The organism is Kribbella lupini (genome assembly GCF_039529595.1).
In the GTDB taxonomy this organism is placed as follows: domain Bacteria; phylum Actinomycetota; class Actinomycetes; order Propionibacteriales; family Kribbellaceae; genus Kribbella; species Kribbella lupini.
Genome location: NZ_BAAANC010000003.1, coordinates 1249208 through 1272709 on the forward strand (window position 1 = coordinate 1249208; position 23502 = coordinate 1272709).

A 23502-nucleotide genomic window follows, 5' to 3' on the forward strand; every position below is an offset into this window, starting at 1 on the left:
GCGTCGTACCAGCAACCGCGGAAAGGGGATTTTTACGGAGACACTTCTCGAATCGGAGAGCCCGAAGACACCGGCAGTCTACCAGCCGACAGGAACCGACCAGGACCCGAGGCGCCTCCCTTGACCTCCCTCGGCCCCTATCGTGCGGACCAGTGCGGCTTCGCAGGGAGGCATCGCACGCAGCGAAGGGGGCTTCATGCTGACTCGTTCCGGAATCGGCCGCGCAGCGCGGACCGTGGTCGCGCTCGGCGCCGCCACCGCGCTCACGATCGGCGGCACAGTGACCGCGAGCGCCGCCTTGCCGAGGGTCACCGGTCCGACCCTGGCCGGCACGGCCACACCGACCTCCACCAAGTACACGGCGCTCAACGGCGGGGTCACGGACGGGACGTACTGGTACAGCGTCGTGTCCGAGCACGCCAAGTCCGGCACCAAGACGTACGACTCCACCCAGCTGATCAAGACCAAGCTGTACGCCGCCAAGCCGACCAAGGTCGCGACCTTCCGGATCCGCTCCGGTCACCACACGAACCTGCTCGGGCACGGCAACGACATCGCCTACAACGCCGACACCAACCGGCTGCTGATCCCCGCCTGGACCAACGACGACTCGGTCCAGGGCGCGACCCAGGCGCGGGCCGTCCGCATCGTCAACCCTGGCACGCTGGCGATCGAGAAGACCGTCACGCTGCCGCACACGACGACCGGCCTGTGCTACGACGCGGTCAACAACCGGTACGCCGGCGGTGTGCTGAACCAGTACTACGCCTACAACAGCGCGTTCAAGGAGACCGGCAAGTCGGCGAAGCTGGCGATGACCGGCACCGGCCAGGGCATCGATTGCGACCAGAGCTACGTCTACGTCATCACCAGCCCCAAGGGCGCCCAGAAGACCAACCGCATCTTCGTCTACACCTGGGCGTTCAAGCTGGTCCGCACCTACGAGTACGCCTCCGGCTCGGAGAGCGAGCACCTCACCCACCAGCGCGGCACCTACTACCTGGGCTTCAACATCGGCGCGGGCCGGCTCTACCGCCTCGACGGCTTCCAGTTCACGGTGACCTACGCCAAGAACGGTGGCACCGGATCGATGGCGCCGACGATCGTGCTCTACGACCGGTCGACGGCACTGCGCAAGAACACCTTCACCCGCGCCGGTTACACCTTCGCCGGCTGGACCGCGAAGCGGTCCAGCGACGACAAGACCCGCTACCAGAACCCGAAGGACACCAGCAAGACCGGCTGGTACGCCGCGGGCCACCAGCCGAGCGGCTGGAAGGCCTACGTCTACAAGAACGGCGCGACCGTGCTGCACACCACCACGCGCGGAGCCGTCGCGCTCACGGCGGTCTGGCGCAAGGCGTAGTACTGGACCTTCCCCCGGCCCGTCCGGGCCGGGGGAAGCCCTCAGGTCAGCCAGTCGCCCAGCGGGCCGATCGCGAAGTACACCACAAACAGCGCCGACACGATCCACATCAGCGGGTGCACCTGACCGGCCTTGCCACGGACCACCTTGAGCAGCGTGTACGAGACGAACCCGGCGCCGATGCCGGCCGAGATCGAGTACGTGAACGGCATCAGGATGATGGTCAGGAACGCCGGGATGGCGACCTCGAGGTCGTCGAAGTCGATGCCCTTGACCTGGGTCATCATCAGGAACCCGACCAGCACCAGCGCCGGCGTCGCGGCCTCGTACGGGACCAGCGTGACCAGCGGCGCGACCACCATCGAGATCAGGAAGCAGATCCCGGTGACCACGCTGGCCAGTCCGGTCCGGGCCCCTTCGCCGACACCCGAGGCCGACTCGATGTACGACGTGTTGCTCGACACCGACGCGGCACCACCGGCGGCCGCGGCGACGCTGTCCACGATCAGGATCCGCTGCGCGTTCGGCGGGTTGCCGTCGGCGTCCAGCAGGTTCGCCTCGGCGCCGATCGCGGTCATCGTGCCCATCGTGTCGAAGAAGTCGGCCAGCATCAGCGTGAAGATCAGCAGGATCGCCGAGACCGCGCCGATCTTCTCGAACGAACCGAACAGGTTGAACTCGCCGAGCAGGTCGAGGTCGGGCTTGCTGAACCAGTTGTCCGGCAGCGCCGGCACGCTCAGGCCCCAGCCGCCGGGGTTGTCGGTGGTGCGGGCGCCGACGTTCGTGATCGCCTCGACGACGATCGCCAGCACGGTCGCGGCCAGGATGCCGATCAGGATCGCGCCCTTCACCTTGCGCGCGTACAGCGTGACGATCAGGACCAGGCCGACCACGAAGATCAGCACCGGCCAGCCGCGCAGGCTGCCGCCGACGCCGAGCTCGACCGGCGGACCGGTGGGTGCGGCGGGCCGGCGTACGAAGCCGGCGTCGATCACGCCGATGAACGCGATGAACAGGCCGATGCCGACGCTGATCGCGATCTTGAGCTGCCGTGGTACGGCTTCGAAGACGGCTCGGCGGAAGCCGGTGAGCACCAGGAGCAGGATGATGATGCCCTCGAGCACCACCAGGCCCATCGCGTCGGCCCAGGTCATCTTCGAGGCGACCGAGTAGGCCAGGAAGGCGTTCAGGCCGAGGCCGGTGGCCAGCGCGAGCGGGAAGTTCGCGACCAGGCCCATCAGGATCGTGATCACGCCCGCGATCAGCGCGGTCGCGACGGCGACCTTCGCGATCGAGGCGGTCGGGTCGGTGCCGCCACCGACGTACTGGCCGGAGCCGTCCTTGACGGTGCCGATGATCAACGGGTTCAGCACGACGATGTAGGCCATCGTGAAGAAGGTCACCAGCCCGCCGCGGATCTCCCGGGGAACGGTCGAGCCGCGATCGGTGATCTTGAAGAAGGAGTCCAGGAAACCGGGGCGGGAGGCAACAGCCGGGCGCTCGCTCATGACCGCATCGTGCCAGTTCCGGGCGGGCCTGCGCGAGCGATCCGGCGGAGCCGACGCGTTAAGGTGATCACGTGGCAGACGAACAGCCGGTGCCGGCGTCGAAGAAGCGCAACGACCCGACCAGTCAGCTGGCCCGCGGTGAGCTGGTGCACGCCGAGGTCAAGCCGCTCGACCTGTCCGGCATCCCGACCGTGATCGCCGGGATCGTCGCCTGGGCGCTGGCGTTCGTGGTGGTGCTGATCTTCCACGACGACCTGAAGCGGTCCGGCGACGAGTGGTGGTTGTGGGTCACGGTCGCCGGCTTCGGCCTCGGGTGGATCGGGCTCGCGTACTGCAAGCGGCGCTGGTCGAGCATCCAGGCCGGGCACGGCACGCCGGCCCACGAGGACTGAGCTTCCGTACGACGCGCAGGCCAGCACGCCCACTCCGACACGGCGTCCAGGCGCCGGACCCTCCCCGTCTGCGCGGCTGCTTCTGAGCCGAACGACCGGTCAGTCCTGGTCGACGCTCTCTTCGACGGCCTCGGCGAGGTCCACGACCTCGTCGTCCGACGCGGGCTCGGCCGCGGCCTCGACCTCGGCCTGGACGGCGTCCGCTTCCGCGAGCTCGTCGTCGGCCTCGGCCGGCGTCGGGTCGACCGGCATCGCCAGCTCGTCGTACCCGGTGGTGTCGAACGCGTGCTCGGTCGACGGGTGGTCCGGGGCGTCGATCACGACGTCGGAGTGCGCTCCGCAGCCGTAGTCGTAGGCGACGACGCGCCCCTCGCCCGGAGCCATCTCGTTCGCGCACGCGCCGAAGGCCTGGCCGAGGCGGTCGGCCAGGCGGATCCAGTACCCGCAGGAGTGGCACTTGAAGGGCACGGCCTGCGCGATCGGTGAGGCCGGGCCGAAGTCCCCGGCGTACCAGCGCTCGGCCGCGTCCTCACGACCGATCGGCGACAGCACCCGCTCGCGTCCCAGACCGAGCTCCTCGACGACCGTGAGCACCTCGTCGGGCGCGCCGGTGGTGTCGGTGTACCCGGGCTCGAGCCGCGGGTCCTCCGGCAGCGTCGGGAACAGGTCGCCCGGCCGCAGGTCGCCCGGCTGGACGCGCTCCGACCACGGCACCCACTCGGGCGCGACGATCGCGACGTCGCCCGGCAGCATCACGACCTCGTTGATGGTGACGGTCTTCGCGCGCGACGCGCGGGTGACCGTGACCGCCCAGCGCCAGCCCTTGTAGCCGGGGTGGGTGGAGGCGAAGTAGTGCGTGACGAGGCGCTCGCCCTCGACCGTGTAGCCGAGGTGTTCCCCGACCTGCGCGGCGCCGGCTTCCTCGATCGCGGCGTCGCGGGCAGGTTCCACCGCCGCGACGCAGACGGCGTCGGGCTTGGCGCGGACCGGTTCCGGAGCTTTGACGGGAGTCACAGTCGGTCATTCTCGCACGCCCTCCCCAAGGAATCCGAACCGTGCCGCGCCTGCGCTCTGTCCCCCGCACAAGGCAGGATGGGTGCATGGAGACTCCCGACCCGACGAACACCGGTTCCGCCGGTCCGCCGGGCGAGCGCGGCTCGCGCTCGAGCGGCCGCGGCGGCGTCGGCGCCGGCTCGGGGAAGCCGCCAGGCGACTCCGGCCCGGGGACGCGCGCCGGCTCCAACTCCCACCCCGGATCGGGTTCCGCCAAGAAGTCCGCCGGTGAGCGGTTGGGGACGGCCGGGCAGCGGCTCGGGAGTGCGAGCAAGAAGGTCGGGCACGCCTCGAAGGTCGGTGCCACCGGGTTCGCGTCGATCTCGAAGAAGACCGCCGGCGTCACCGGGCGGGTGGGCAAGGCGACCGGGCGGCGGATCCAGGGACTGACCGGCGCGCAGGGTGCGCGCGAGTCCGGGCTGTCGCGGCTGATCGAGCTCGGCGCGGTGAACGCCGCGGGTGACACTGCCTTTGCGGTTTCTTTGGCGGGCACGGTGTTCTTCGCCGTACCGAGTGAGCAGGCGCGCGACCGCGTCGCGCTGTTCCTGCTGCTGACGATGGCGCCGTTCGCGCTGATGGCTCCGCTGATCGGCCCGATCCTGGACCGGTTCCGGCACGGCCGCCGCTGGGCGATCGGCGCGACCCTCGGGCTGCGCGGCTTCCTGGTCTGGAGCCTGGCCGCGTCGATCCACGACAGCTCGACCTGGCTCTACCCGGCGGCGCTCGGCTGCCTGGTCGCTTCCAAGGCGTACGGCGTGACGCGGGCGTCCGCCGTACCGCGCCTGCTGCCGAAGGAGATCACCCTCGTCACCGCCAACTCGCGGATCTCGCTGGCGGGCGTGGCCGGTGCGACGGTCGGCGCCGGTATCGCCGGCGCGTTCGCGGCGATCGGGCCGGAGTGGTCGCTGCGCTGGGCCGCCGTCGTCTACACCGTCGGCCTGATCCTCGCGATCCGCCTGCCCAGCCGCGTGGACTCGCCCGCCGGCGAGGAGATGACCGGCTCGGCCGGACGCGAGGCGCGGCGCCGCGCGATCACCGCGGCGGTGTCGCGGGGCATCCGGTGCAATCTTGGGCTGCGGTTCGTCTCGGGCTTCCTGACCATGTACCTGGCGTTCCTGCTCCGCGACAAACCGATCAGCGGCCTCGACGGCGCGGTCGCGGCCGGCGCCGTGATCGCCGCCGCCGGCCTCGGCAACAGCCTGGGGACCCTGACCGGATCGTTGCTCAAGGCAAGAAAACCCGAGGCCGTCGTCCTCGTCGTCCTGCTCGCGGACGCCGCGATCGCCGTCACCGTCGCGATCTTCTACGGCTTCCCGACCCTCATCCTGCTCGGCCTGGTCGCCGGCCTGTGCAGCTCGCTCGGCAAGCTGTCCCTCGACGCGATGATCCAGCGCGACGTCCCCGAAACCGTCCGGACGTCGGTCTTCGCCCGCTCCGAAACCGTCCTCCAACTCTCCTGGGTGATCGGCGGCGGCTGCGGCATCGTCCTCCCCCTCATCCCCCGCCTCGGCTTCGGCTTCCTCGCCGCCGTCCTGCTCGTCGTGATCTTCCTGGTCATCCGCCACAAGCCCGCCCCGCAACCCCGTACGGCGACCACCCCGTCAGCCCCGCGCACTCCCGCGCCGCACGCCGACACCCGCCCGGTCCCCCGTGCCGACGGCACCACCCGCACGGTGATGACCAGCGAGCCCCCGACCACCCGCATCAGCGAACGCCGAGCCGAGGGCCCCCGCACCGACACGTCCCGCACGACCGAACCCACCGTCGAACTCCGCATCAACGCTGGTGACGGCCGGCGCGAGCCCGGCGCCCGCGCAGCAGATCACGACGCTCCTCGCTCGGCCCCCGGCACCACCTCCCCCGCCGGATCGCGGCCCACCCCGAGCACCGGCGCCCCGGCGACCCCCGGCGGCTGGTGGAGCGGCCAACCCGAAGACGACGAAACCGTCGCCGAACCAGCCCCCTGGGCCGAAGAACCAACCGTCGAACGCACCGCCGAACAACCCGCCTCCCACCGCCGCGGCGCTGACGCCGACCCGTCGACCCGCCGCAGCGCCTCGTCGGACCGCCGATCCAACAGCACCCGGCCGGACGACGAAACCCGCGTCGAACCCCGCCCCGGCCTCTTCCGCCGCCGCCGCCCCCGCTGACCAGTCGCCGCCGCCAGACACCGTCGCGATCCCCCGGTGCCGTCTCCCCTCGCCCGTCGCCGCCCCGTCGCCCGTCCCCTCGCCGTTATCCGCACTGATCTAGGGCGAGCTAGGTGTGCGCCGCCCCTGCGGTGATCCGCTACGGCGCCACCCGCTGGCGCCAGGCCCTGCCGGCACTCACCGCCACCCCGGCGGCATACCTACCATCTCCGCGCGGCGCGGCGGCCGTCGCCGCGACCTTGGCCCCGACCGCGGCGATCTCGGCCCCCGCACCGGAGACCCCGACCGAGCCTTCCCGCAGCAGCGGACTCCCACCACTCACCAACCTCCACTCAACGCCTGCGCCGCACCAGACGCCCCGCTCAACCACCCTGCGGCGCGACGGTTGCTGAGCGGTGCAGGTCCGCAGACGACCGACGCCCACCACTGATCAACCCTCCCGCCGGCGCCTTGCCCCGCGGCGGCGAAGTCGGCCGGGGCGTGTTCGGCGCGGTTGATCAGTGGTGGGCGTCGGAGTCGGAGGCGTACGGCTTCGGCCGAGTCCTGTTCGGCTGGTTGGCGTCGAGTGGCTGCAGGCGGCAGCCCTGGTCGTCTAGGCGAGCTTGGCGGGTTCGGCGGCTTTCTTCTCCGTGGTTCCTCGGAGTACCGCCGTGATGGTGACGGCCGTGGCGATCAGGAGGGCTGCTCCGACGACGGCCACGGTGTTGAGGCTGTGGTTGAAGGCGTGGCGGGCCGCGGCCAGCACTGCGTCATGGAGTTGCGCCGGGAGTTGCGCGGCTACGGCGGTGGCGGCAGGGAGTCCCTCCTGGGCCCGCGCCAAAGCACCGGCTGGGAGGTCGGCCGGCAGTTGGAGGTCGGAGCGGTAGGCCGCCGTACCGATGCTGCCGAGGACGGCGATGCCCAAGGCGCCGCCGAATTCGCTGCAGGTCTCCATCAGGGCGGAGGCCGAGCCGGCGCGTTCGGGGGCCACGGCGCCGACTACGGCTTCGGTGACCAGGGCCATCACCATGACCAGGCCCGCGGCCAGCAGACCCGAGCCGGTGAGAAGGACCCACAAACCCGAGGTGACCTCGATCTGGGTGAGGACGACGAAGCCGCCGGCCGACAAGAGAAAGGCCCCACCGAGCACGTAGGCACGGTCGATGCGAGCAGCGAGGACGGTCGACAGCGGGGCAGCGGCGCCGACGGCGATCGACGGGACGAGCGCCCACAGCGCCGCCTTCAGAGGGCTGAGCCCGAGGACCAACTGCAGGTACTGCGTCATGAAGACCGCGTTGCCGACCAGCGCCAGCGCGCCGATCGTGTTGGCGGCCAACGCGCCACTGAACGCCCGGTTGCGGAACATCCCCAGCTCCACCATCGGGTACGCCGCAGTGCGCTGCCGCTGCAGGAACGCCACGCCCATCAGCAGCCCGACCACGATCGCGACCACCGGCAGCGCGTCCACGCCGTGCGCCGCGATCTCCTTGATCCCCCAGATCACCGGCAGCACCGCGGCCAGCGACAGTACCGACCCGAGCAGGTCGAACCGGCCGAGAGCGGGCGCCTTGAACTCCGGCAGCAGCACCGGCGCGATCACCAGCAGCAGCACCATCGCGGGCGTGTTGATCAGGAACACCGAGCCCCACCAGAAGTGCTCGAGCAACACTCCACCGAGCACCGGACCGAGCGAGATCCCGCCGAGCATCACCGCGCTCCAGAACGCGATCGCCTTCTGCCGCTGGCCGGCGTCGTGGAACATGTTGCGGATCAGCGCCAGCGTCGACGGCATCAGCGTCGCGCCGCCGATCCCGAGCGCCGCGCGGGCGGCGATCAGCTGCTCCGGGGTCTGCGCGTACGCCGCCGCCACCGACGCCAGCCCGAACGCGACCGCGCCGAGCAGCAGCAGCCGGCGCCGGCCGATCCGGTCGCCGAGCGCGCCCATCGTGATCAGCATCCCGGCCAGCACGAAACCGTAGATGTCGAAGATCCACAGCTGCTCGGTCGCCGAGACCCCGAGGTCGGCCGAGATGAAGGGGACGGCGAAGTAGAGCACCGACACGTCCATCGAGACCAGCAGCAGCGGCAGCGCGAGCACCCCCAGCGCGATCCACTCCTTCCGGCCGGCGCGTTCGGTCATGACCCCTCCAGGTGATCTGTGTATGGCGCACACTGTGTGCGGCGTACGCAGACCATAGCCGCTATCTGTCTATGTTGTAAACAGATAGACTGCGGCCATGGAGACGAACGAGGTCGAGCTGCCGAGGGTGCTGCAGCAGCTGTGGGGACGGGAAGGGCCGGCCCGGCCGGGGCCGAAGCCGACGTTCCACATCAGCGAGATCGGCGCGGCCGCGGTCCGGCTGGCCGACGCGGGCGGGCTCGGCGCGGTCTCGATGAGCAAGGTGGCGGCCGAGCTCGGCTTCACCACGATGTCGCTCTACCGGTACGTCGAGGCCAAGGACGACCTGTACGTCGTGATGCTGGACGAGGCCTTCGGCAAGCCGGCGCCGGTCGACGAGGCGCTCGACTGGCGGGGCCGGATCACCGCGTGGGCCGAGCAGCTCCGGGACGCGCTCGTCCGGCACCCGTGGGTGCTGCAGGTGCCGCTGTTCGAGGCGCCGCTGTCACCGCAGCAGCTGGACTGGATGGAGGCGGCGCTGCGCGCGTTCGACGGCACGCCGCTGACGCCGAACGATCAGCTGTCGTCGATGATGCTGGTCAACATCTACGTGCGCGGTACGGCGCAGCTGACCGCTCACCTGCGGACCGACGACAGCGCCGACCAGCTCTACGCGCGGCGGCTCGCGATGCTGGCGACGCCGGACCGCTTCCCGGCGATCGCCGCGAGCCTGCAGTCGCCCGGCCAGCTGGACATCGACTTCGAGGACGACTTCCAGGACGGGCTGGACGTCGTCCTGGACGGCATCCAGCAACTGATCGAACGGCGTAAGAAGTAGAACTCAGATGTCGAGGCGGTCGGCCACTCCGCGCAGTACGGTCGCGACCTGGCGGGCGGCTTTGCCATCCGGGTGGCGGCCTCGGCGGTAGCCCTCGCCGAGGTTGTCGAGCAGCTTGATCAGGTCCTCGACGACCAGCGCCATCTCCTCCGGCTTCGGCCGCATCGCCTTGGCCACCGACGGCGGCGGGTCGATCAGCCGGACCTGCAGCGCCTGCTCGCCCTTGCGGCCCTCGACGACACCGAACTCGACCTTCTGGCCCGGCTTGAGGCTGGTCACTCCGGCCGGTAAGGCCTCCGCGCGCACGTAGACGTCCCCGCCCTCCTCCTTGCTGAGGAAGCCGAACCCCTTCTCGGAGTCATACCACTTGACCTTGCCAACAGGCACGGGAACCTCTTCGATGTCGATCGACGGAACAGGACGGAAAAGGCGACCGGACAGGCTGCCCGGGCCGGCTACCCAGCGTACGTGAACCGGGTGCACCGCGCCTGTGGAAAACTACCTGATCAGGCACCGATTCCACACTCCCCGGTCTCGTAATTCCGGGTCCCCACCTGCTGCGACCAGGTCGCCGATGGAACGATCCCCCGGCAACCGGAGCACCGGCTCGGTTCACCGATACTTTTCGGGCTCCTTGAGCCGCTCGTTCATCGACCCCGAGCGGAACCCACGCGGGTCGACCGCGGCCGCCAGGAAGCCCTCGGCGCGGACCAGCTCGACCAGCGCCGAGTTGTCGACCGCGCCGAGCAGCGCGGCGTCGATCTCGATGCTCGCGGACTGGCCGAGGTCGCGAACGCGGACGTTCTGCACGCCGTACGGCGCCAGGTGCGCGCGGACGGCCTGCTCGGCCCGGTCGACCCGGGCCAGCAGGTTCGGCGTGATCCGTACGCCGTACGCGATCCGGCTCGACAGGCAGGCCGCGGCCGGCTTGTCCGACGTCTCCAGGCCCCAGCTGCGCGACGCCTCGCGGATCTGCGCCTTGGTCAGCCGGGCGTCCTTCAGCGGCGTGATCGCGCCGCGCTCGAACGCGGCCCGGATCCCCGGCCGGAACCCGGCGATCGCGTCGTCGGCGTTCGTCCCGGTCGCGATCGCGGCGATGCCGAACTCGTCGGCGATCGGCTGCAACGTCTCGACCAGCTCGGCCTTGCAGAAGTAGCACCGGTCGCCGGCGTTGGCCTGATAGCCCTCGCGGTCCATCTCGTGCGTGTGCGGGGTGACGTGCCGGACGCCGAGGCTGTCGGCGAAGCGCGCGGCCGGCTCCAGCTCCGCGACCGGCAGGCTCGGGCTGACCGCCGTCGCGGCGACCACGTTGGCCGGGCCGATCGCGCGGGCCGCGGCCGCGAGCAGGAAGGCCGAGTCGGCGCCGCCGCTGAACGCGACGACCAGGCTCGGGTACGTCGCCAGGCGGGCCATCAGCGCCTCGAGTCGCTGCTCGAGCACGTACGCGTCGAGCCAGGCGGGGAACTCGGTCAGGTCGTTCAGTACGACGTCCGCCCCGTACGCCCGCAGCTCGTCGGCGGTGAACGGCCCGGTCGCCACGCTCACCGCGACCGCTCCGGCCGCGTGGGCGCCGTCGATGTCGGCGGTGTGGTCGCCGACGTAGATCGTCGCGTTGTGCTCGCGCAGGGCGATGCCCTTGTCGGCGCCGTGCAGGTCACCGACCGGCTCGTCGACGTCCAGGCCGAGGTGGTCCAGGTGCAGCTTCACGCTCGGGGTGTACTTCGCCGAGACCACCACGGACCGCCCGCGCAGCGCGCGGATCGCGGCCAGCGACTCGGCGACACCGGGCAGCGGGAGGCTGCCGGTGATCGCGTGCTCCGGGTAGACCTCGCGGTACCGCGCGACCATCGCGTCGACCTGGTCCGCGGGGAACCAGTGCGCCATCTCCCAGGTCAGCGGCGGCCCGAGCCGGCTCACCACCAGGTCGGTGTCGATCTCCGCACCGGTCTCGGCGGCCAGCAGGTCCCACACCGCCTGGATCCCCGGTCGCGAGTCGATCAGCGTCATGTCCAGATCGAACCCGACCACGAGCTCCGGGACGTCGGTGGTGGTGGGACTGGGCTGGATCTCGGCGGTTGACACGTCTCCAACCCTACGACGCCGCACCCCCAGGACACCGATCGGTCTGCATCGTGGTTGACATAACACCCGTTGGTGTCCGGCTGCTTGACATCCAGGGCTCATCTGTAAACCATGGTCGGCATGGACTCCTTCGCCGAGCGGACCAAGCGGCGGTTGCGCGACGAACTGCTCGACGCGGCGTACGACGTGCTGGTGGCCGGCGGGTACGACGGGCTGAAGATGGCCGAGGTCGGTCGCCGGGTCGGGGTGTCCCGGCAGACGGTCTACAACGAGTTCAAGGATCGGTGGGGTCTGCTGCAGGCGGTGGCGGCGCGGGAGACCGAGCGGTTCCTGGTCGAGGTGAACGCGGCGCTGAGCGAGCACGGCGACCCGATCGACGGGCTGCGGGCCGCGGTCGAGCGGGCGCTGACGCTGGCCGCGGACAACCCGCTGGTGAAGGCCGCGCTCGGCCAGCCCGGCTCGGACCAGGCCAGTCAGCTGCTGACCACACGGGGGCAGCAGGTGCTGGAGCTGAGCCACCAGCGGCTCGACGCGCACGTCCGGGAGCACTGGCCGGAGGTGTCGCCGCAGGACGCAACGACCTGCGTGGACGTCGCGCTGCGCGTCGTACTGAGTCACATCGTGAATCCCGGCGCCGCGCCCGCGGTCGTCGCGTCCCAGGTGGCTCAGGTGCTGGGCCCGTTCCTCAGGAGGTCGGCATGACGAATCCCCTGCACCGCAAGGGTTTCAACTCGCTGCGCGAAGGCGGCTTCAACTGGGACGCGCTGCCGCTGCGGCTGTTCGACAAGGGCAACCGCAAGTTCTGGAACCCGAGGGACATCGACTTCAGCCAGGACGCCGAGGACTGGCAGCGGCTGACGCCGAACGAGAAGGACAACGCGATGATGCTGTGTGCGCAGTTCATCGCCGGCGAGGAAGCGGTCACCGAGGATCTGCAACCGTTCCTGCAGGCGATGGCCGCGGAGGGCCGGTTCGGCGACGAGATGTACCTGACCCAGTTCTGCTTCGAGGAGGCCAAGCACACCGCGGTCTTCCGGCTCTGGCTGGACGCGGTCGGCGTCACCGAGGACCTGCACCGGTACGTCGAGCACAACCCCGGCTACCGGGCGATCTTCTACGAAGCGTTGCCGGTGGCCCTCAAGTCGCTGGCCGACGACCCGTCGCCCGCCAACCAGGTGCGCGCCTCGGTGACGTACAACCACGTGGTGGAAGGCACCCTGGCCCTCACCGGCTACCACGCCTGGAACCTGCTCTGCACCGCCCGCGGCATCCTGCCCGGCATGCAGGAGCTGATCCGGCGCATCGGCGACGACGAGCGCCGCCACATGGCCTGGGGCACGTTCACCTGCCGTCGCCACGTTGCGGCCGACGAGTCCAACTGGAAGGTCGTCACCGACACGATGGAGGAGCTGCTCCCGCACGCGCTCGTGCAGATCCAGTGGGCGCTGGAGAACTCGCCGGAGCTCCCGCCGGAGATCAACCCGACCGCCCTGATGACGTACGCCGGCGACCGCGCGACCCGACGCCTCGGCGCGATCGAGTCCGCCGTCGGCGCGGACGTGTCCGGCATCGACCTGGACTACTCCCCCGAGAAGCTCGAGGACGACTTCGGCGACGAGGACTCGGCGGCCCTGGCCGCCGTCCGGTGACGAAGGACGACCGCCAGGGCAGTCAGCGCACGCGTTTTGTCGACAAGTCGCCCCGCGGATGATTAGTTGGTGAGTCCCAACAGTTCGACGGACTTCTCGCGCATCTCGATCTTGCGGATCTTGCCGGTGACCGTCATCGGGAAGTCGTCGACGAGCAGGACGTAGCGCGGGATCTTGTAGTGGGCGAGCTTGCCGGTGGCGAACTCGCGGACCGCGGCGGCGTCCAGCTCGGGAGCGCCGTCCTTGAGCTTGATCCAGGCGCAGAGCTCCTCGCCGTACTTGGGGTCGGGGACGCCGATCACCTGGACGTCGGCGATCGCGGGGTGGGTGTAGAGGAACTCCTCGATCTCGCGCGGGTACACGTTCTCGCCGCCGCGGATCACCATGTCCTTGATCCGGCCGACGATGTTCACGTAGCCGTCGTCGCGCATCACCGCGAGGTCGCCGGTGTGCATCCAGCGGGCGCGGTCGATCGCCTCCGCGGTCTTCTCTTCGTCGTCCCAGTAGCCGAGCATCACCGAGTAGCCGCGGGTGCAGAGCTCGCCCGGCTCACCACGCGGTACGACGAGGCCTGTGGCCGGATCGACCAGCTTCACCTCGACGTGCGGCATCACCTGACCGACGGTCGACGTCCGACGGTCCAGGTCGTCGTCGCGGCGGGTCTGTGTAGAGACCGGGGACGTCTCGGTCATGCCGTAGCAGATCGCGACCTCGGCCATGTGCATGTCGGCGACGCAGCGCTTCATCACCTCGATCGGGCACGGCGACCCGGCCATCACGCCGGTACGCAACGAGGTCAGGTCGTAGTCGGCGAAGTCCGGCAGGCCGAGCTCGGCGATGAACATCGTCGGTACGCCGTACAGGCCGGTGCAGCGCTCGTCCTGGACGGCCTCGAGCGTCGCCGCGGGGTCGAAGGCCGGCGCCGGGATCACCATGCAGGCGCCGTGCGTGGTGCAGCCGAGGTTGGCCATCACCATCCCGAAGCAGTGGTAGAAGGGCACCGGGATGCAGAGCCGGTCCTCGGCGGTGAAGCCGATCAGCTCGGTGACGAAGTAGCCGTTGTTCAGGATGTTGTGGTGCGAAAGCGTTGCGCCCTTGGGGAAACCGGTCGTGCCCGACGTGTACTGGATGTTGATCGGGTCGTCGAAGGCCAGCTCGGCCTCGCGCTCGGCGAGCTGCTCGTCGGTCGTCCCGGCCGCCGCGTCGACGACGGCGTCCCAGTCCGGCGTACCGATGTAGACGACGTCCTCGAGCGCCGCGCAGTCGCCGCGGACCTCGTCGACCATCGCGCGGTAGTCGCTGGTCTTGAACGCGGTCGCCGAGATCAGCAGCCGGACGCCGGACTGGTTCAGCGCGTACGACAGCTCGTGCGTCCGGTACGCCGGGTTGATGTTCACCAGGATCGCGCCGATCGTCGCCGTCGCGTACTGGGTGATCGTCCACTCGGCGCAGTTCGGCGCCCAGATCCCGACCCGGTCGCCCTTGCGGATCCCCCGCGCCATCAGGCCTTTCGCGAAGGTGTCGACGGCAGCCCCGAACTCGGCGTAGGTCCAGCGCCGGTCGGAGACGACCTCGACGAGCGCCTCCTGCCCGCCGTACGTGGCGACGGTCCGGCGCAGGTTCGCGCCGATGGTCTCGCCCAGCAACGGAACCTCGGACACCCCGGACGCGTACGACGGCAGGCTCATGGCGCCATCGTGACTCGCGGGTAGGCCGGGCGACAACCCCGGCGGCCTGTCGGCACAGCCGACCACGGGCTGTGGGCCGGGCGAGGTGTCAGACTGCACGCATGGACACTGGGATCACTGTCACCGGGACCGGGCAGGCCACCGCGCCGGCGGATCTGCTGCGCCTCACGCTCAGCGTCGGGCAGGACGCGCCTGACGTCGCGGACGCGGTCGCACAGGTCGCCGAGAAGACGGCTGCCGTCATGGCCGCGCTGCAGGCCGAGGGGGTGGCCGCCGACGACATCGCCACCAGTTCCGTGTCCGTGCACCCGCAGTACGGCGAGTCGATGACCGTGACCGGCTACCGGGCTTCGCACTCGATGGCGGTGACCACACGCGACCTGACCGGCTTCGGCCGGTTGCTGAACGCCGCGGTCGCCGCTGTGGGCAACAGCCTGGGCCTGGACTTCCTGCAGTTCGACGTGGCCGACAAGGCCGCGCTGGTCGACAAGGCCCGTCAGCTGGCGTTCCAGCAGGCGCAGCAGAAGGCCGCGCAACTGGCGGAGCTGACCGGTCAGTCGATCGGTGGGATCGCGGCGGTCAGCGAGTCGCAGGGGTACGTCCCGCTGCGGGAGATGTCGGCCAAGGCCGCCAGCACAGGCGGTTTCGCCGCTGACATGGGAGTCAGCCCCGGCGAGCAGACCGTCGACGTCACGCTCGAGGTCCGCTGGAACTGGGGCTGAGTTGTTGGTCTCAAAACAAGACAACCGGCCCAGATGTCGGTTGTGTCGGCCATAGTTCTCCCATGTACGCACCGGCGCCGCTTCGACGACAGCTGAACCGATCGGGTCTGTTGCTGCTCGGCCCTGCCTTCGTGGCGGCCGTCGCGTACGTGGACCCCGGGAACTTCGCCACCAACATCGCCGCGGGCGCGACGTACGGGTACCTGCTGTGCTGGGTCGTCGTCGGGGCGAACCTGATGGCCGTGCTCGTGCAGTACCTGGCGGCCAAGGCCAGCATCGCGACCGGGAAGACGCTGCCGCAGCTGTGCCGCGAGCACTTCCGGCCGACCACGTCGCGCGGGTTGTGGGCGCAGGCCGAGCTGGTGGCCGTCGCGACCGACCTGGCGGAGGTGGTCGGCGGGGCGATCGCGCTGAACCTGCTGTTCGGCGTACCGCTGCTGCTGGGTGGCGTGATCACCGGCGCGGTCTCGTTCGGGTTGCTGATCTATCAGTCGAAGCGGGGGCAGCGGCCGTTCGAGGCGGCGATCATCGGGCTGCTGGCCGTCGTACTGGTCGGGTTCGTGGTGTCGACGATCCAGGCCGAGCCGTCGGCGTCGGGCGTGATCGGCGGGATGGTGCCACGGCTGGACGGGACGGAGTCGCTGGTGCTGGCGGCCGGGATGCTCGGCGCGACCGTGATGCCGCACGCGATCTGGCTGCACGGCGCCCTGGTCACGGACCGGCACTGGAAGTCCCTGCGCTCGGCAGCGGGCAAGCAGCGCGTCCTGCGGGCGACCCGGATCGACGTGGCCGTGGCGATGGCCCTGGCCGGCGCAGTCAACCTGGCGATGGTCGTGCTGGCCGCGGCCGCGCTGAGTGGTTCAGGCGCCGACTCGCTGGACGCGGCGCACTCCGCGATCGGCGACCGGCTCGGTCAGCTGCCGGCGCTGCTGTTCGCGCTGGCCCTGCTGGCGAGCGGTTTCGCGTCGTCCTCGGTCGGCACGTACGCCGGATCGGTCATCCTGGAAGGGTTCTGGCAGCGGCACGTGCCACTCGCCGTACGGCGGCTGGTCACGCTGCTGCCGGCGCTGGTCATCCTCGCGATCGGCATCGACCCGAGCCGCGCGCTGGTGGTCTCGCAGGTCGTGCTGAGCTTCGGGATCCCGTGCGCGCTGTGGCCGCTGGTGAAGTTGACGGCAACACGGCGCATCATGGGCAGCCTGGTCAACCGGTTGCCGACTACTCTCACCGCATGTCTGGTCGCCACCGCCGTCTCGGTCCTCAACGTCGTACTGATCGTGCTGACGCTGCGAGGCTGACGTGACCGCGTCGTTCGTGGTGAGCGACGTGCACGGTCACCCGGACAAGCTGGCCGCCTCGCTGCTGGAGGCCGGGCTGGTCGACGCCGAGGGCAACTGGTCCGGCCGGGACGCCCGGCTGTGGCTGCTCGGCGACTTCTTCGACCGCGGCCCGGACGGGATCGGCGTACTGCGTCTGGTCCAGCGCCTGAGCGCGCAGGCGTCGCACGGCACCGGCGAGGTGCGGATGCTGCTCGGCAACCACGAGATCCTCGCGTTGGGCATGCACAAGTTCGGCGACGAGGCGGTGCCGCACGACGGGATCACGCTGCGCAGCTTCGAGCGCAGCTGGGCGCTGAACGGCGGCATCGACCGCGACCAGGAGCTGCTCACCGACGAGGACGTCGAGTGGCTGCTGGACCAGCCGATGCTCGGGCTGGACGCCGGGCACCTGCTGATGCACTCCGACACCGCCGAGTACGTCGAGTGGGGCAGCACGATCGACGAGATCAACGCGGCCGCGCGGGCCGACCTGCACAGCGACGACATCACCGTCTGGTGGGAGATCTGGCGCCGGATGACGTCGCGCTACGCGTTCCGCGGGCCGGACGGGCCGGCCATCGCGCGGACCCTGCTGCAGCACCTCGGCGGCGAGCGGATCGTGCACGGGCACAGCATCGTGGCCGACCAGATGGGCATCGACCCGGCCTGGGTCACCGGTCCGCTGCTGTACTGCGACGACCTGGTGCTCGGCATCGACGCCGGCACCTTCGACGGCGGACCGTCGCTGGTGGTCGAGCTCGAACCTCTCGGCGACTCCGGGGAATGAATCCGGTCGACACCGGGGTTGCTGCTGAGAGGACGTAGTTGCCTGCCGAGAGCGGAGACCCAGATGTCGGACAAGCCGGTCAAGATCCCGGGCCCTGACCACCCGATCACGGTGGAGAAGAACCCGGACCGCGTGGTGGTGAAGGTGGCCGGCCAGGTGCTGGCCGACACTCGCGGCGCGCTGTCGCTGCAGGAGTCGACGTACCCGGCCGTGCAGTACCTCCCGCGCGGTGACGTCGACCTGAGCCTGCTCGAGCGCACCGACCACACGACGTACTGCCCGTACAAGGGCGACGCGGCGTACTACAGCATCCCGGCACTCGGCGAGGCCGGCGTGAACGCGGTGTGGACCTACGAGCAGCCGTACGACGCGGTCGCCGACATCAAGGACCACGTCGCGTTCTACACCGACCGGGTCGAGCTGGAGATCATCGCGGACTGAGGAAGTCCCTGAGCACAGGCGCAAGCAGCTCGGGCGGTACGACGTGGTGGTGGCCTTCCAGCACGACGTACTGCCCGTTCGGCAGCGCCTTCGCGACCAGCCGCGCCGCGTCGACCATGAACGGCGGGCTGAAGCTGCCGCAGAGCGCCAGCGCCGGCTGGGTGACGCGCGCGAGCTTGTCGACCGGCACGACGCCGCCGGGCGAGCTGTCCATGACGGCGAAGTCGTGCAGGATGGTCGGCGCCAGCGCCGCGAGACCGTACGACGCCACCCACTCCTCGGCGGCATCCTTCGGCATGCCCGTCATCTGCAAGAACTCGGTGACGGCGTTCAGGTTCTGGCCGTCCGCGATGAGCCGCTCGACGACGACCGCGCTCTCGTCGGACTGCCGCTGCGCCTCGGGGTCGTCCGGGCTGTACGGCGGTTCGTGCAGCACGGCCTTGCTGATCGGCAGGCCGGCCGCGGCGGCCTCCACGAGCAGGCCCGCGCCGGACGAGTGCCCGTAGACCGCCGCGGTCCCACCGAGCGCGGTGATCAGTGCGGCGAGGTCCTCGACCTCGCGGGCGACGGCGTACGGGCTGGTGTTGCCGCTGTCGCCGCGACCGCGCCGGTCGTACGAGACGACGGTGAAGTCGGGCTCGAGCGCCTGGGCCAGTGGCCGGGTGCTGCCGCGGTCGCAGAGCGCGCCGCCGATCAGGATCAGTGGCGTGCCGCTGCCGGAGCGCTCGTAGGCGATGCGGGTGCCGTCGGCGGATACAACGTGGTCCATCGGTTCCTCCTGGGGATCGGCAGGGACGTCGGAGCCGACGGAATTTGCTCGACATGAGCCGGTCCATGCGCTTCACTGCGGGCGATGACTCATCTCACGCGCGTCGACGAGTACTTGCATGCGGTCCCGCTGTCCGGTGCGACCGGGGAGCAGATTGGGCCGTTCACGCTCTTCCGGACGACCACCATCTGGCCGTACTACGCCCGCCCGCTGCCTGGCGGCAGTGTGGTCGAGCAGGCGGACGTGGAACGGGTGCGGGAGCGGTGTGCCGAGCTGGACCTGCCGCTGAGCTTCGAGTGGGTCGTGGAGACCTGCCCGTCGCTCGGACCGGCCGCTGAGGCTGCTGGGCTGACTGTGGTCGAGTACCCGCTGCTGGTGCTCGAGCGCGCCGACTTCAAGCCGGTGGAGACCGCCGCCCGCTGCGAGATCCTGCCGGCTGACGTGGAGCTCCTGCGCCAGGCCCGGGCGGTGGCGAACGTCGGCTTCAGCACTCCGGGCACCGACGTCGGCGAGGCCGGCGCTGCCGAGCGGGACGCGCACGAGGTCTCGGACGAGACGGCGGCCGCTCTGCTCGAGCGGGCCGAAGCCGGGGTCTCGGTGACCGCCGCGGCCTTCGGCGACGACGGGATGCTGGCGTCCGGCGTACACCAGCCGGTCGGTACCGCTTCGGAGATCGTCGGGGTCGCGACCCTCCCGTCCGCCCGCCGCCAAGGCCTGGGCGCCGCGGTCACCAGTTGCCTGGTCGAGCACGCGCTGGCCAACGGCGTCGAGCTGATCCTGTTGTCCGCCCAGAACGACGCGGTGGCTGCGGTCTACGAACGAGTCGGCTTCCACCGGATCGGCCACGCCGGCGGCGCCGAGTGAGTCTTGGCACGACCGAGTCGCGCCTGATCGTGCTCCGGGGCAACTCCGGATCCGGCAAGTCCACCACCGCCCGGCAGCTGCGCGCGCGGCTCGGGCGCGGGACGGCGATCGTCGAGCAGGACCAGATCCGCCGGGTGCTGCTGTGGGAGAAGGACGTGCCCGGCAACGCGGCGATCGACCTGATCGGGCTGAACGCCCGGTACTGCCTCGCCCGCGGCTTCGACGTGATCGTCGAGGGCATCATGAACGAGGACCGGTACGGCGACATGCTGCGCGGGCTGACCGCCGACCACCGCGGGACCACCCGGCACTACTACTTCGACATCCCGTTCGAGGAGACGCTGGTCCGGCACGCGACCCGGTCCTGGGCCGCGAACGTGGCGCCCGAGTCGATGCGCGAGTGGTACGAGGCCCGGGACCTGCTGGCCGGGGTCGAGCAGCACGTGTTCGACGAGCACCAGGACCTGGACGCCGTACTGGGCCGGATCCTGAAGGACCTGGGTCTGCCGCCGGACCTGCCCGCCGATCCGGGGGCGACCTCGTACGGTCGGTGAAGAATTCGGGCGCGAGTCGTCCGGGTTGGGCCGGGGGCCGTACCGTGGGAGGGATGAGCAACACCGAGCGGACCCGCCCCCGTACCCTCGCCGAGGCCCTGCGGAGTTGGGACGACGCTGCTCTCGGGCACCTGCTGCGGCACCGGCCCGACCTGGCGACGCCGATCCCTGCCGACACCGGCCAGCTGGCGGCGAGGGCCACCACCAACGCCTCCGCGGCCCGCGCGATCAACCGGCTCGACGAGTTCGGCGTCGACCTGCTGGAGGCACTGTCGGCGCTGCCCGAGCCGGTGGACGTCGCCGGACTCGCCGCCGGCGTCGGCCAGCCCGTGGAGATTGTCCAGCCCCGAGTGGTCGAGCTGCTGGCGCTGGCACTGGTCTGGGGCACCGAGGACGACCTGCGCCCGATCAGAGCCGTGCACGAGCTGCTCGGCCCGACCCCTGCTGGGCTGGGCCCTGTCACGACCCGCCACTTCGGCGACCTGGACAAGCTGATCGAGGAGGCCGGTCCGGAGGCCCGGGAGGTGCTCGCCAAGCTCACCTGGGGTCCGCCGACCGGCACGGTGGAAAAGGCCGAGCGGCCGGTGACCATCGCCTCGGCGAAGAGTCCGGTGGAGCAGCTGCTCGCCCGCGGGCTCGTCGTACCGAAGGACCCGACGACCGTCGTACTGCCTCGGCAGATCGGTCTGCACCTGCGTGGTGGCCGGGTGCTGCCGTCGACCCGGCCGACTCCCCCGCCGCTGGACGGCAAGCAGGTGTCGGCGTCCATCGCCGACCGGGCTGCTGCTGGTGCTGCGCTCGACCTGGTTCGACTGGTCGACCGTGCGCTGGAGCAGCTGGGCACCGAGCCGCCGCCAGTACTGCGGACCGGCGGCGTCGGAGTCCGTGAGCTGCGTTCGCTCGCCGGGCGGATCGGTGTCGAGGAGCAGACCGCCGGTGCCGTGCTGGAGATCGCGTACGCCGCCGGGCTGGTCGCTGCCGTCGAGGTCGGCTCCAACGACATGTGGCTGCCGACCGGCGCGTATGACGACTGGCTGGAGCTCGACACCGCACACCGCTGGGCGCAGCTGGTCATCGCGTGGCACACGGGCCTGCGGGCGATCGGTCTGATCGGCCGGCGCGACAGCGGCGGTGCGACTGCTGCTGCGCGCGAGCGACTGGTCAATGCGTTGGCGCCTGACCTGGAACGGCTTCTGGCGCCCGAGGTGCGTCAGTTGACGCTGCAGGCGCTGGCCGAGGCCGGCCCGGGCTCAGCGCCGGCGACCGAGTCGGTGGTGACCTGGGTGGCGTGGCACCGGCCGCGGCGCGGCGGGCAGTTCCGGGACGACCTGGTCGAGTGGACGCTGACGGAGGCCGCTCTGCTCGGCCTGACTGGCCTTGGTTCGTTGGGTGCTCATGCGCGGCCGCTGCTGGACGAGGAGCCGACGGCGGACGATTTGGCCGCGGCGATCGAGCCGATGGTGCCCGCGCCGGTGACGGAGTTCCTGCTGCAGGCCGACCTGACCGCTGTGGCGCCTGGGCCGCTGGTGCGCGCCGTACAGGATGACCTGGCGGCGATGGCCGATGCCGAGTCGCACGGTGGTGGTGGGGTCTTCCGCTTCAGCGAGAGCTCGGTACGGCGTGCGTTCGACATGGGCCGGACCAGCGACCAGCTGCACAAGTGGCTGGCCGAGCACTCGCGCACTCCGGTGCCGCAGCCGCTGACCTACCTGATCGACGACGTCGCGCGGCGGCACGGCGTACTGCGGATCGGTACGGCGACGACGTACCTGCGCTGCGACGACGAGGACGTGCTGACGCAACTCCTCAACTCGAACCTGCCCGGCGTGCGGTTCCGCCGGCTCGCGCCGACGGTCGTGGTCTCACCCTCGCCGCCGGACATGGTGCTCGCTCGCCTGCGTGAAGCCGGCCTGGCGCCGCTGGCCGAGACGTTCGACGGTGTCGTCCAGATCAGTACGGCGACCGCGCGCCGCGGTGACGCACCGCGTCGCCGGACCAGCCGGGACTTCGTCGACACCCCGACCGAGCTCACCGAGGACCAGGTCAAGGCCGTCATCGAGAAGGTCCGCACCGGCGACCGCCTGGCCGCCGAACGCCCCGAGGACGCCGGCCAGGAGCCGAGCGCCCCCGCCGAGACCATCAGCATCCTCACCAACGCCGCCGAGGCGAACAGCCGTACCTGGATCTCGTACGTCGACCACAACGGCAACGCCTCGGAACGCGTGGTCGAGCCGGTCCGCGTCGCCGACGGCTGGCTCACCGCGTACGACGACGGCGCCGACCAGCCCCGCACCTACGCCCTCCACCGCATAGCCACCGCGCGACCGGTCTGATCAGAACAGCGCGTCCTGCTCGATCTCCGGTGGGGGCAACGCTTCCACCGGTTCGAGCGGGACAGTGAGCTCGGCGTCGGGTTGAGCCCTGTGCAGTGACCAGCCGGCCAGCAGGTGGGTGTCCAGCAGCACCACGCCCGCCGTCGTACGGAGGTAGACGTCTGCGCCGATGGTGCAGGCGATCTCACCGGTCAGGGTGCTGCCGGCAGTAGGTGACCGGAGAGCAGCGCCCGGGTGGAGTCCTTCAGCTGGCAGCCCGTACGTCGGGGTGTGGTCGCGGATCGGTGACTCGCAGCGGGTCTGACCTTGCGGCCAGGACAACTCAGCTGCTCGGCCGACCAGATCCTGCAGAGCGGCAATGCGCTCGGCGCCAGCCGCCGGCCGACTGCGAGCCGCGCGCTTGCGGGTGGTGGAGACCCGGTCCGGCAGGCCCAGCGTCGTCATCAGCAGGTTCTCGATGCGGCGCGCACCGAGGAGCGAGCCGCTGGAGATGAACGTCGACGACAGCGCGCCCTGCTCCAGCAACCGGGCCTCCCCGCGTTCGGTCGCCGTGATGCCGACCTTCACCACGCTCCCGTGGTGCGCGAGGTACACCGAGAACGACCGCGGATCGTCCAGCCGCGTGTCAGCGGCGATCGAGTTCGACCGTTCCATCGCCTGGCAGTCCGGGCACTGCGGACTCCGGCTCGCCGGATCCAGGACGGTCGCGGTCGAGCACGCCAACCGCCGCCCCGACCGCCAGATCCCGATGCACCGCCGGTCCGCCCCGAACACGAACGCCAACTCGGTCCCTACCGAGAGCGGAATGACCTTCCCTGTGGCCCACTCCAGCTGCGCTTCCCCACCGCTCCACAGCAGCCCAGTCACCCGCATGCGCGAAAGCTACAGC

The 23502-nt window shown here is 70.6% G+C and carries 21 protein-coding genes and 1 pseudogene; 13 read left to right on the top strand and 9 right to left on the bottom strand.

All coding sequences use genetic code 11. The features are described from left to right. Positions 1 to 196 precede the first annotated feature (196 nt). On the top strand, positions 197 to 1366 hold the full coding sequence (locus tag ABD235_RS32210; protein WP_344181053.1) for an InlB B-repeat-containing protein: 1170 nt from the start codon (positions 197 to 199) through the stop codon (positions 1364 to 1366). A gap of 41 nt (positions 1367 to 1407) precedes the next feature. Here the strand turns inward: ABD235_RS32210 and ABD235_RS32215 are convergent, their stop codons facing one another. Then, the gene (locus ABD235_RS32215) at positions 1408 to 2874 is read right to left on the bottom strand and encodes an NCS2 family permease (RefSeq protein ID WP_344181055.1); all 1467 of its coding nucleotides are present in this window, start codon (positions 2872 to 2874) and stop codon (positions 1408 to 1410) included. Between the two features lie 71 nt (positions 2875 to 2945). On the opposite strand from ABD235_RS32215, the gene ABD235_RS32220 reads away from it, so the two are divergent. Beyond that, a complete protein-coding gene (locus ABD235_RS32220; RefSeq protein WP_344181056.1) occupies positions 2946 to 3266 on the top strand; it encodes a DUF2530 domain-containing protein in 321 nt (106 codons plus the stop codon). 258 nt (positions 3267 to 3524) lie between these two features. Here ABD235_RS32220 and ABD235_RS32225 read toward each other — a convergent pair. Then, positions 3525 to 4280 (bottom strand): annotated as a pseudogene (locus ABD235_RS32225) (DUF3027 domain-containing protein); the annotation flags it as partial. Positions 4281 to 4366: 86 nt separating this feature from the next. Here ABD235_RS32225 and ABD235_RS32230 point away from each other — a divergent pair. Continuing rightward, positions 4367 to 6469: an MFS transporter gene (locus tag ABD235_RS32230; RefSeq protein ID WP_344181060.1), complete on the top strand. Its 2103-nt coding sequence runs from the start codon at positions 4367 to 4369 to the stop codon at positions 6467 to 6469. Between the two features lie 139 nt (positions 6470 to 6608). Here the strand turns inward: ABD235_RS32230 and ABD235_RS32235 are convergent, their stop codons facing one another. Together ABD235_RS32235 and ABD235_RS32240 are read right to left on the bottom strand one after the other, a co-directional pair. Continuing rightward, positions 6609 to 6791 carry a hypothetical protein gene (locus ABD235_RS32235; protein WP_344181061.1) on the bottom strand — a complete coding sequence of 61 codons (183 nt, stop codon included), beginning with the start codon at positions 6789 to 6791 and terminating at the stop codon, positions 6609 to 6611. Between the two features lie 270 nt (positions 6792 to 7061). After that, on the bottom strand, positions 7062 to 8588 hold the full coding sequence (locus ABD235_RS32240) for an MFS transporter (RefSeq protein ID WP_344181062.1): 1527 nt from the start codon (positions 8586 to 8588) through the stop codon (positions 7062 to 7064). A 97-nt stretch (positions 8589 to 8685) separates the two neighbouring features. Here ABD235_RS32240 and ABD235_RS32245 point away from each other — a divergent pair, with 97 nt between their 5' ends. Beyond that, positions 8686 to 9405 carry a TetR/AcrR family transcriptional regulator gene (locus tag ABD235_RS32245; RefSeq protein WP_344181064.1) on the top strand — a complete coding sequence of 240 codons (720 nt, stop codon included), beginning with the start codon at positions 8686 to 8688 and terminating at the stop codon, positions 9403 to 9405. A gap of 3 nt (positions 9406 to 9408) precedes the next feature. On the opposite strand, the gene ABD235_RS32250 is transcribed toward ABD235_RS32245, so the two are convergent. Then, the gene (locus tag ABD235_RS32250) at positions 9409 to 9792 is read right to left on the bottom strand and encodes a cold shock domain-containing protein (RefSeq protein WP_184798346.1); all 384 of its coding nucleotides are present in this window, start codon (positions 9790 to 9792) and stop codon (positions 9409 to 9411) included. Between the two features lie 225 nt (positions 9793 to 10017). After that, entirely contained in the window at positions 10018 to 11487 is a 1470-nt protein-coding gene (gene larE, locus ABD235_RS32255) for an ATP-dependent sacrificial sulfur transferase LarE (protein WP_344181067.1), read from the bottom strand. 120 nt (positions 11488 to 11607) lie between these two features. Here larE and ABD235_RS32260 point away from each other — a divergent pair, with 120 nt between their 5' ends. Continuing rightward, complete coding sequence (locus ABD235_RS32260) at positions 11608 to 12189, top strand: TetR/AcrR family transcriptional regulator (protein ID WP_344181069.1); 582 nt, start codon at positions 11608 to 11610, stop codon at positions 12187 to 12189. After that, positions 12186 to 13136 (top strand): R2-like ligand-binding oxidase, encoded by a 951-nt coding sequence (locus tag ABD235_RS32265; RefSeq protein WP_344181070.1) that lies wholly within the window; start codon positions 12186 to 12188, stop codon positions 13134 to 13136. Before ABD235_RS32260 ends, ABD235_RS32265 begins: the two co-directional genes overlap by 4 nt. A gap of 62 nt (positions 13137 to 13198) precedes the next feature. Here ABD235_RS32265 and ABD235_RS32270 read toward each other — a convergent pair whose 3' ends face one another. Then, positions 13199 to 14824, bottom strand: a complete 1626-nt coding sequence (locus ABD235_RS32270; RefSeq protein ID WP_344181072.1) for an AMP-binding protein — start codon at positions 14822 to 14824, stop codon at positions 13199 to 13201. Between the two features lie 101 nt (positions 14825 to 14925). On the opposite strand from ABD235_RS32270, the gene ABD235_RS32275 reads away from it, so the two are divergent. The 4 genes from ABD235_RS32275 (at position 14926) to ABD235_RS32290 (ending at position 18093) form a co-directional block, all read left to right on the top strand. Then, positions 14926 to 15546: an SIMPL domain-containing protein gene (locus ABD235_RS32275; protein WP_344181074.1), complete on the top strand. Its 621-nt coding sequence runs from the start codon at positions 14926 to 14928 to the stop codon at positions 15544 to 15546. 62 nt (positions 15547 to 15608) lie between these two features. Beyond that, complete coding sequence (locus tag ABD235_RS32280; protein WP_344181076.1) at positions 15609 to 16844, top strand: Nramp family divalent metal transporter; 1236 nt, start codon at positions 15609 to 15611, stop codon at positions 16842 to 16844. Between the two features lies 1 nt (position 16845). Further along, positions 16846 to 17652 carry a metallophosphoesterase gene (locus ABD235_RS32285; RefSeq protein WP_344181078.1) on the top strand — a complete coding sequence of 269 codons (807 nt, stop codon included), beginning with the start codon at positions 16846 to 16848 and terminating at the stop codon, positions 17650 to 17652. A gap of 63 nt (positions 17653 to 17715) precedes the next feature. Further along, positions 17716 to 18093, top strand: a complete 378-nt coding sequence (locus ABD235_RS32290) for a DUF427 domain-containing protein (protein ID WP_344181080.1) — start codon at positions 17716 to 17718, stop codon at positions 18091 to 18093. Here the strand turns inward: ABD235_RS32290 and ABD235_RS32295 are convergent. Next, on the bottom strand, positions 18080 to 18862 hold the full coding sequence (locus ABD235_RS32295) for an alpha/beta fold hydrolase (protein WP_344181082.1): 783 nt from the start codon (positions 18860 to 18862) through the stop codon (positions 18080 to 18082). The two genes, ABD235_RS32290 and ABD235_RS32295, sit on opposite strands and share 14 nt — an antisense overlap. A gap of 84 nt (positions 18863 to 18946) precedes the next feature. Here ABD235_RS32295 and ABD235_RS32300 point away from each other — a divergent pair, with 84 nt between their 5' ends. The 3 genes from ABD235_RS32300 to ABD235_RS32310 are packed head-to-tail and all read left to right on the top strand — an operon-like array spanning position 18947 to position 22613. Beyond that, the gene (locus ABD235_RS32300) at positions 18947 to 19726 is read left to right on the top strand and encodes a GNAT family N-acetyltransferase (RefSeq protein WP_344181084.1); all 780 of its coding nucleotides are present in this window, start codon (positions 18947 to 18949) and stop codon (positions 19724 to 19726) included. Further along, positions 19723 to 20280 carry an AAA family ATPase gene (locus tag ABD235_RS32305; RefSeq protein ID WP_344181086.1) on the top strand — a complete coding sequence of 186 codons (558 nt, stop codon included), beginning with the start codon at positions 19723 to 19725 and terminating at the stop codon, positions 20278 to 20280. The genes ABD235_RS32300 and ABD235_RS32305 overlap by 4 nt, the downstream gene beginning before the upstream one ends. A gap of 53 nt (positions 20281 to 20333) precedes the next feature. After that, positions 20334 to 22613: a helicase-associated domain-containing protein gene (locus tag ABD235_RS32310; RefSeq protein WP_344181087.1), complete on the top strand. Its 2280-nt coding sequence runs from the start codon at positions 20334 to 20336 to the stop codon at positions 22611 to 22613. Here the strand turns inward: ABD235_RS32310 and ABD235_RS32315 are convergent, their stop codons facing one another. Then, the gene (locus ABD235_RS32315; protein ID WP_344181089.1) at positions 22614 to 23486 is read right to left on the bottom strand and encodes a DUF2797 domain-containing protein; all 873 of its coding nucleotides are present in this window, start codon (positions 23484 to 23486) and stop codon (positions 22614 to 22616) included. Positions 23487 to 23502 lie beyond the last annotated feature (16 nt).

What these genes read in the sequence shown, in the direction of transcription:
- ABD235_RS32210 (WP_344181053.1), top strand. Translation starts at nt 197, where the DNA reads ATGCTGACTCGTTCCGGAATCGGCCGCGCAGCGCGGACCGTGGTCGCG.
- ABD235_RS32215 (WP_344181055.1), bottom strand. Translation starts at nt 2,874, where the DNA reads ATGAGCGAGCGCCCGGCTGTTGCCTCCCGCCCCGGTTTCCTGGACTCC.
- ABD235_RS32230 (WP_344181060.1), top strand. Translation starts at nt 4,367, where the DNA reads ATGGAGACTCCCGACCCGACGAACACCGGTTCCGCCGGTCCGCCGGGC.
- ABD235_RS32240 (WP_344181062.1), bottom strand. Translation starts at nt 8,588, where the DNA reads ATGACCGAACGCGCCGGCCGGAAGGAGTGGATCGCGCTGGGGGTGCTC.
- ABD235_RS32245 (WP_344181064.1), top strand. Translation starts at nt 8,686, where the DNA reads ATGGAGACGAACGAGGTCGAGCTGCCGAGGGTGCTGCAGCAGCTGTGG.
- ABD235_RS32260 (WP_344181069.1), top strand. Translation starts at nt 11,608, where the DNA reads ATGGACTCCTTCGCCGAGCGGACCAAGCGGCGGTTGCGCGACGAACTG.
- ABD235_RS32265 (WP_344181070.1), top strand. Translation starts at nt 12,186, where the DNA reads ATGACGAATCCCCTGCACCGCAAGGGTTTCAACTCGCTGCGCGAAGGC.
- ABD235_RS32270 (WP_344181072.1), bottom strand. Translation starts at nt 14,824, where the DNA reads ATGAGCCTGCCGTCGTACGCGTCCGGGGTGTCCGAGGTTCCGTTGCTG.
- ABD235_RS32275 (WP_344181074.1), top strand. Translation starts at nt 14,926, where the DNA reads ATGGACACTGGGATCACTGTCACCGGGACCGGGCAGGCCACCGCGCCG.
- ABD235_RS32280 (WP_344181076.1), top strand. Translation starts at nt 15,609, where the DNA reads ATGTACGCACCGGCGCCGCTTCGACGACAGCTGAACCGATCGGGTCTG.
- ABD235_RS32290 (WP_344181080.1), top strand. Translation starts at nt 17,716, where the DNA reads ATGTCGGACAAGCCGGTCAAGATCCCGGGCCCTGACCACCCGATCACG.
- ABD235_RS32295 (WP_344181082.1), bottom strand. Translation starts at nt 18,862, where the DNA reads ATGGACCACGTTGTATCCGCCGACGGCACCCGCATCGCCTACGAGCGC.
- ABD235_RS32300 (WP_344181084.1), top strand. Translation starts at nt 18,947, where the DNA reads ATGACTCATCTCACGCGCGTCGACGAGTACTTGCATGCGGTCCCGCTG.
- ABD235_RS32310 (WP_344181087.1), top strand. Translation starts at nt 20,334, where the DNA reads ATGAGCAACACCGAGCGGACCCGCCCCCGTACCCTCGCCGAGGCCCTG.
- ABD235_RS32315 (WP_344181089.1), bottom strand. Translation starts at nt 23,486, where the DNA reads ATGCGGGTGACTGGGCTGCTGTGGAGCGGTGGGGAAGCGCAGCTGGAG.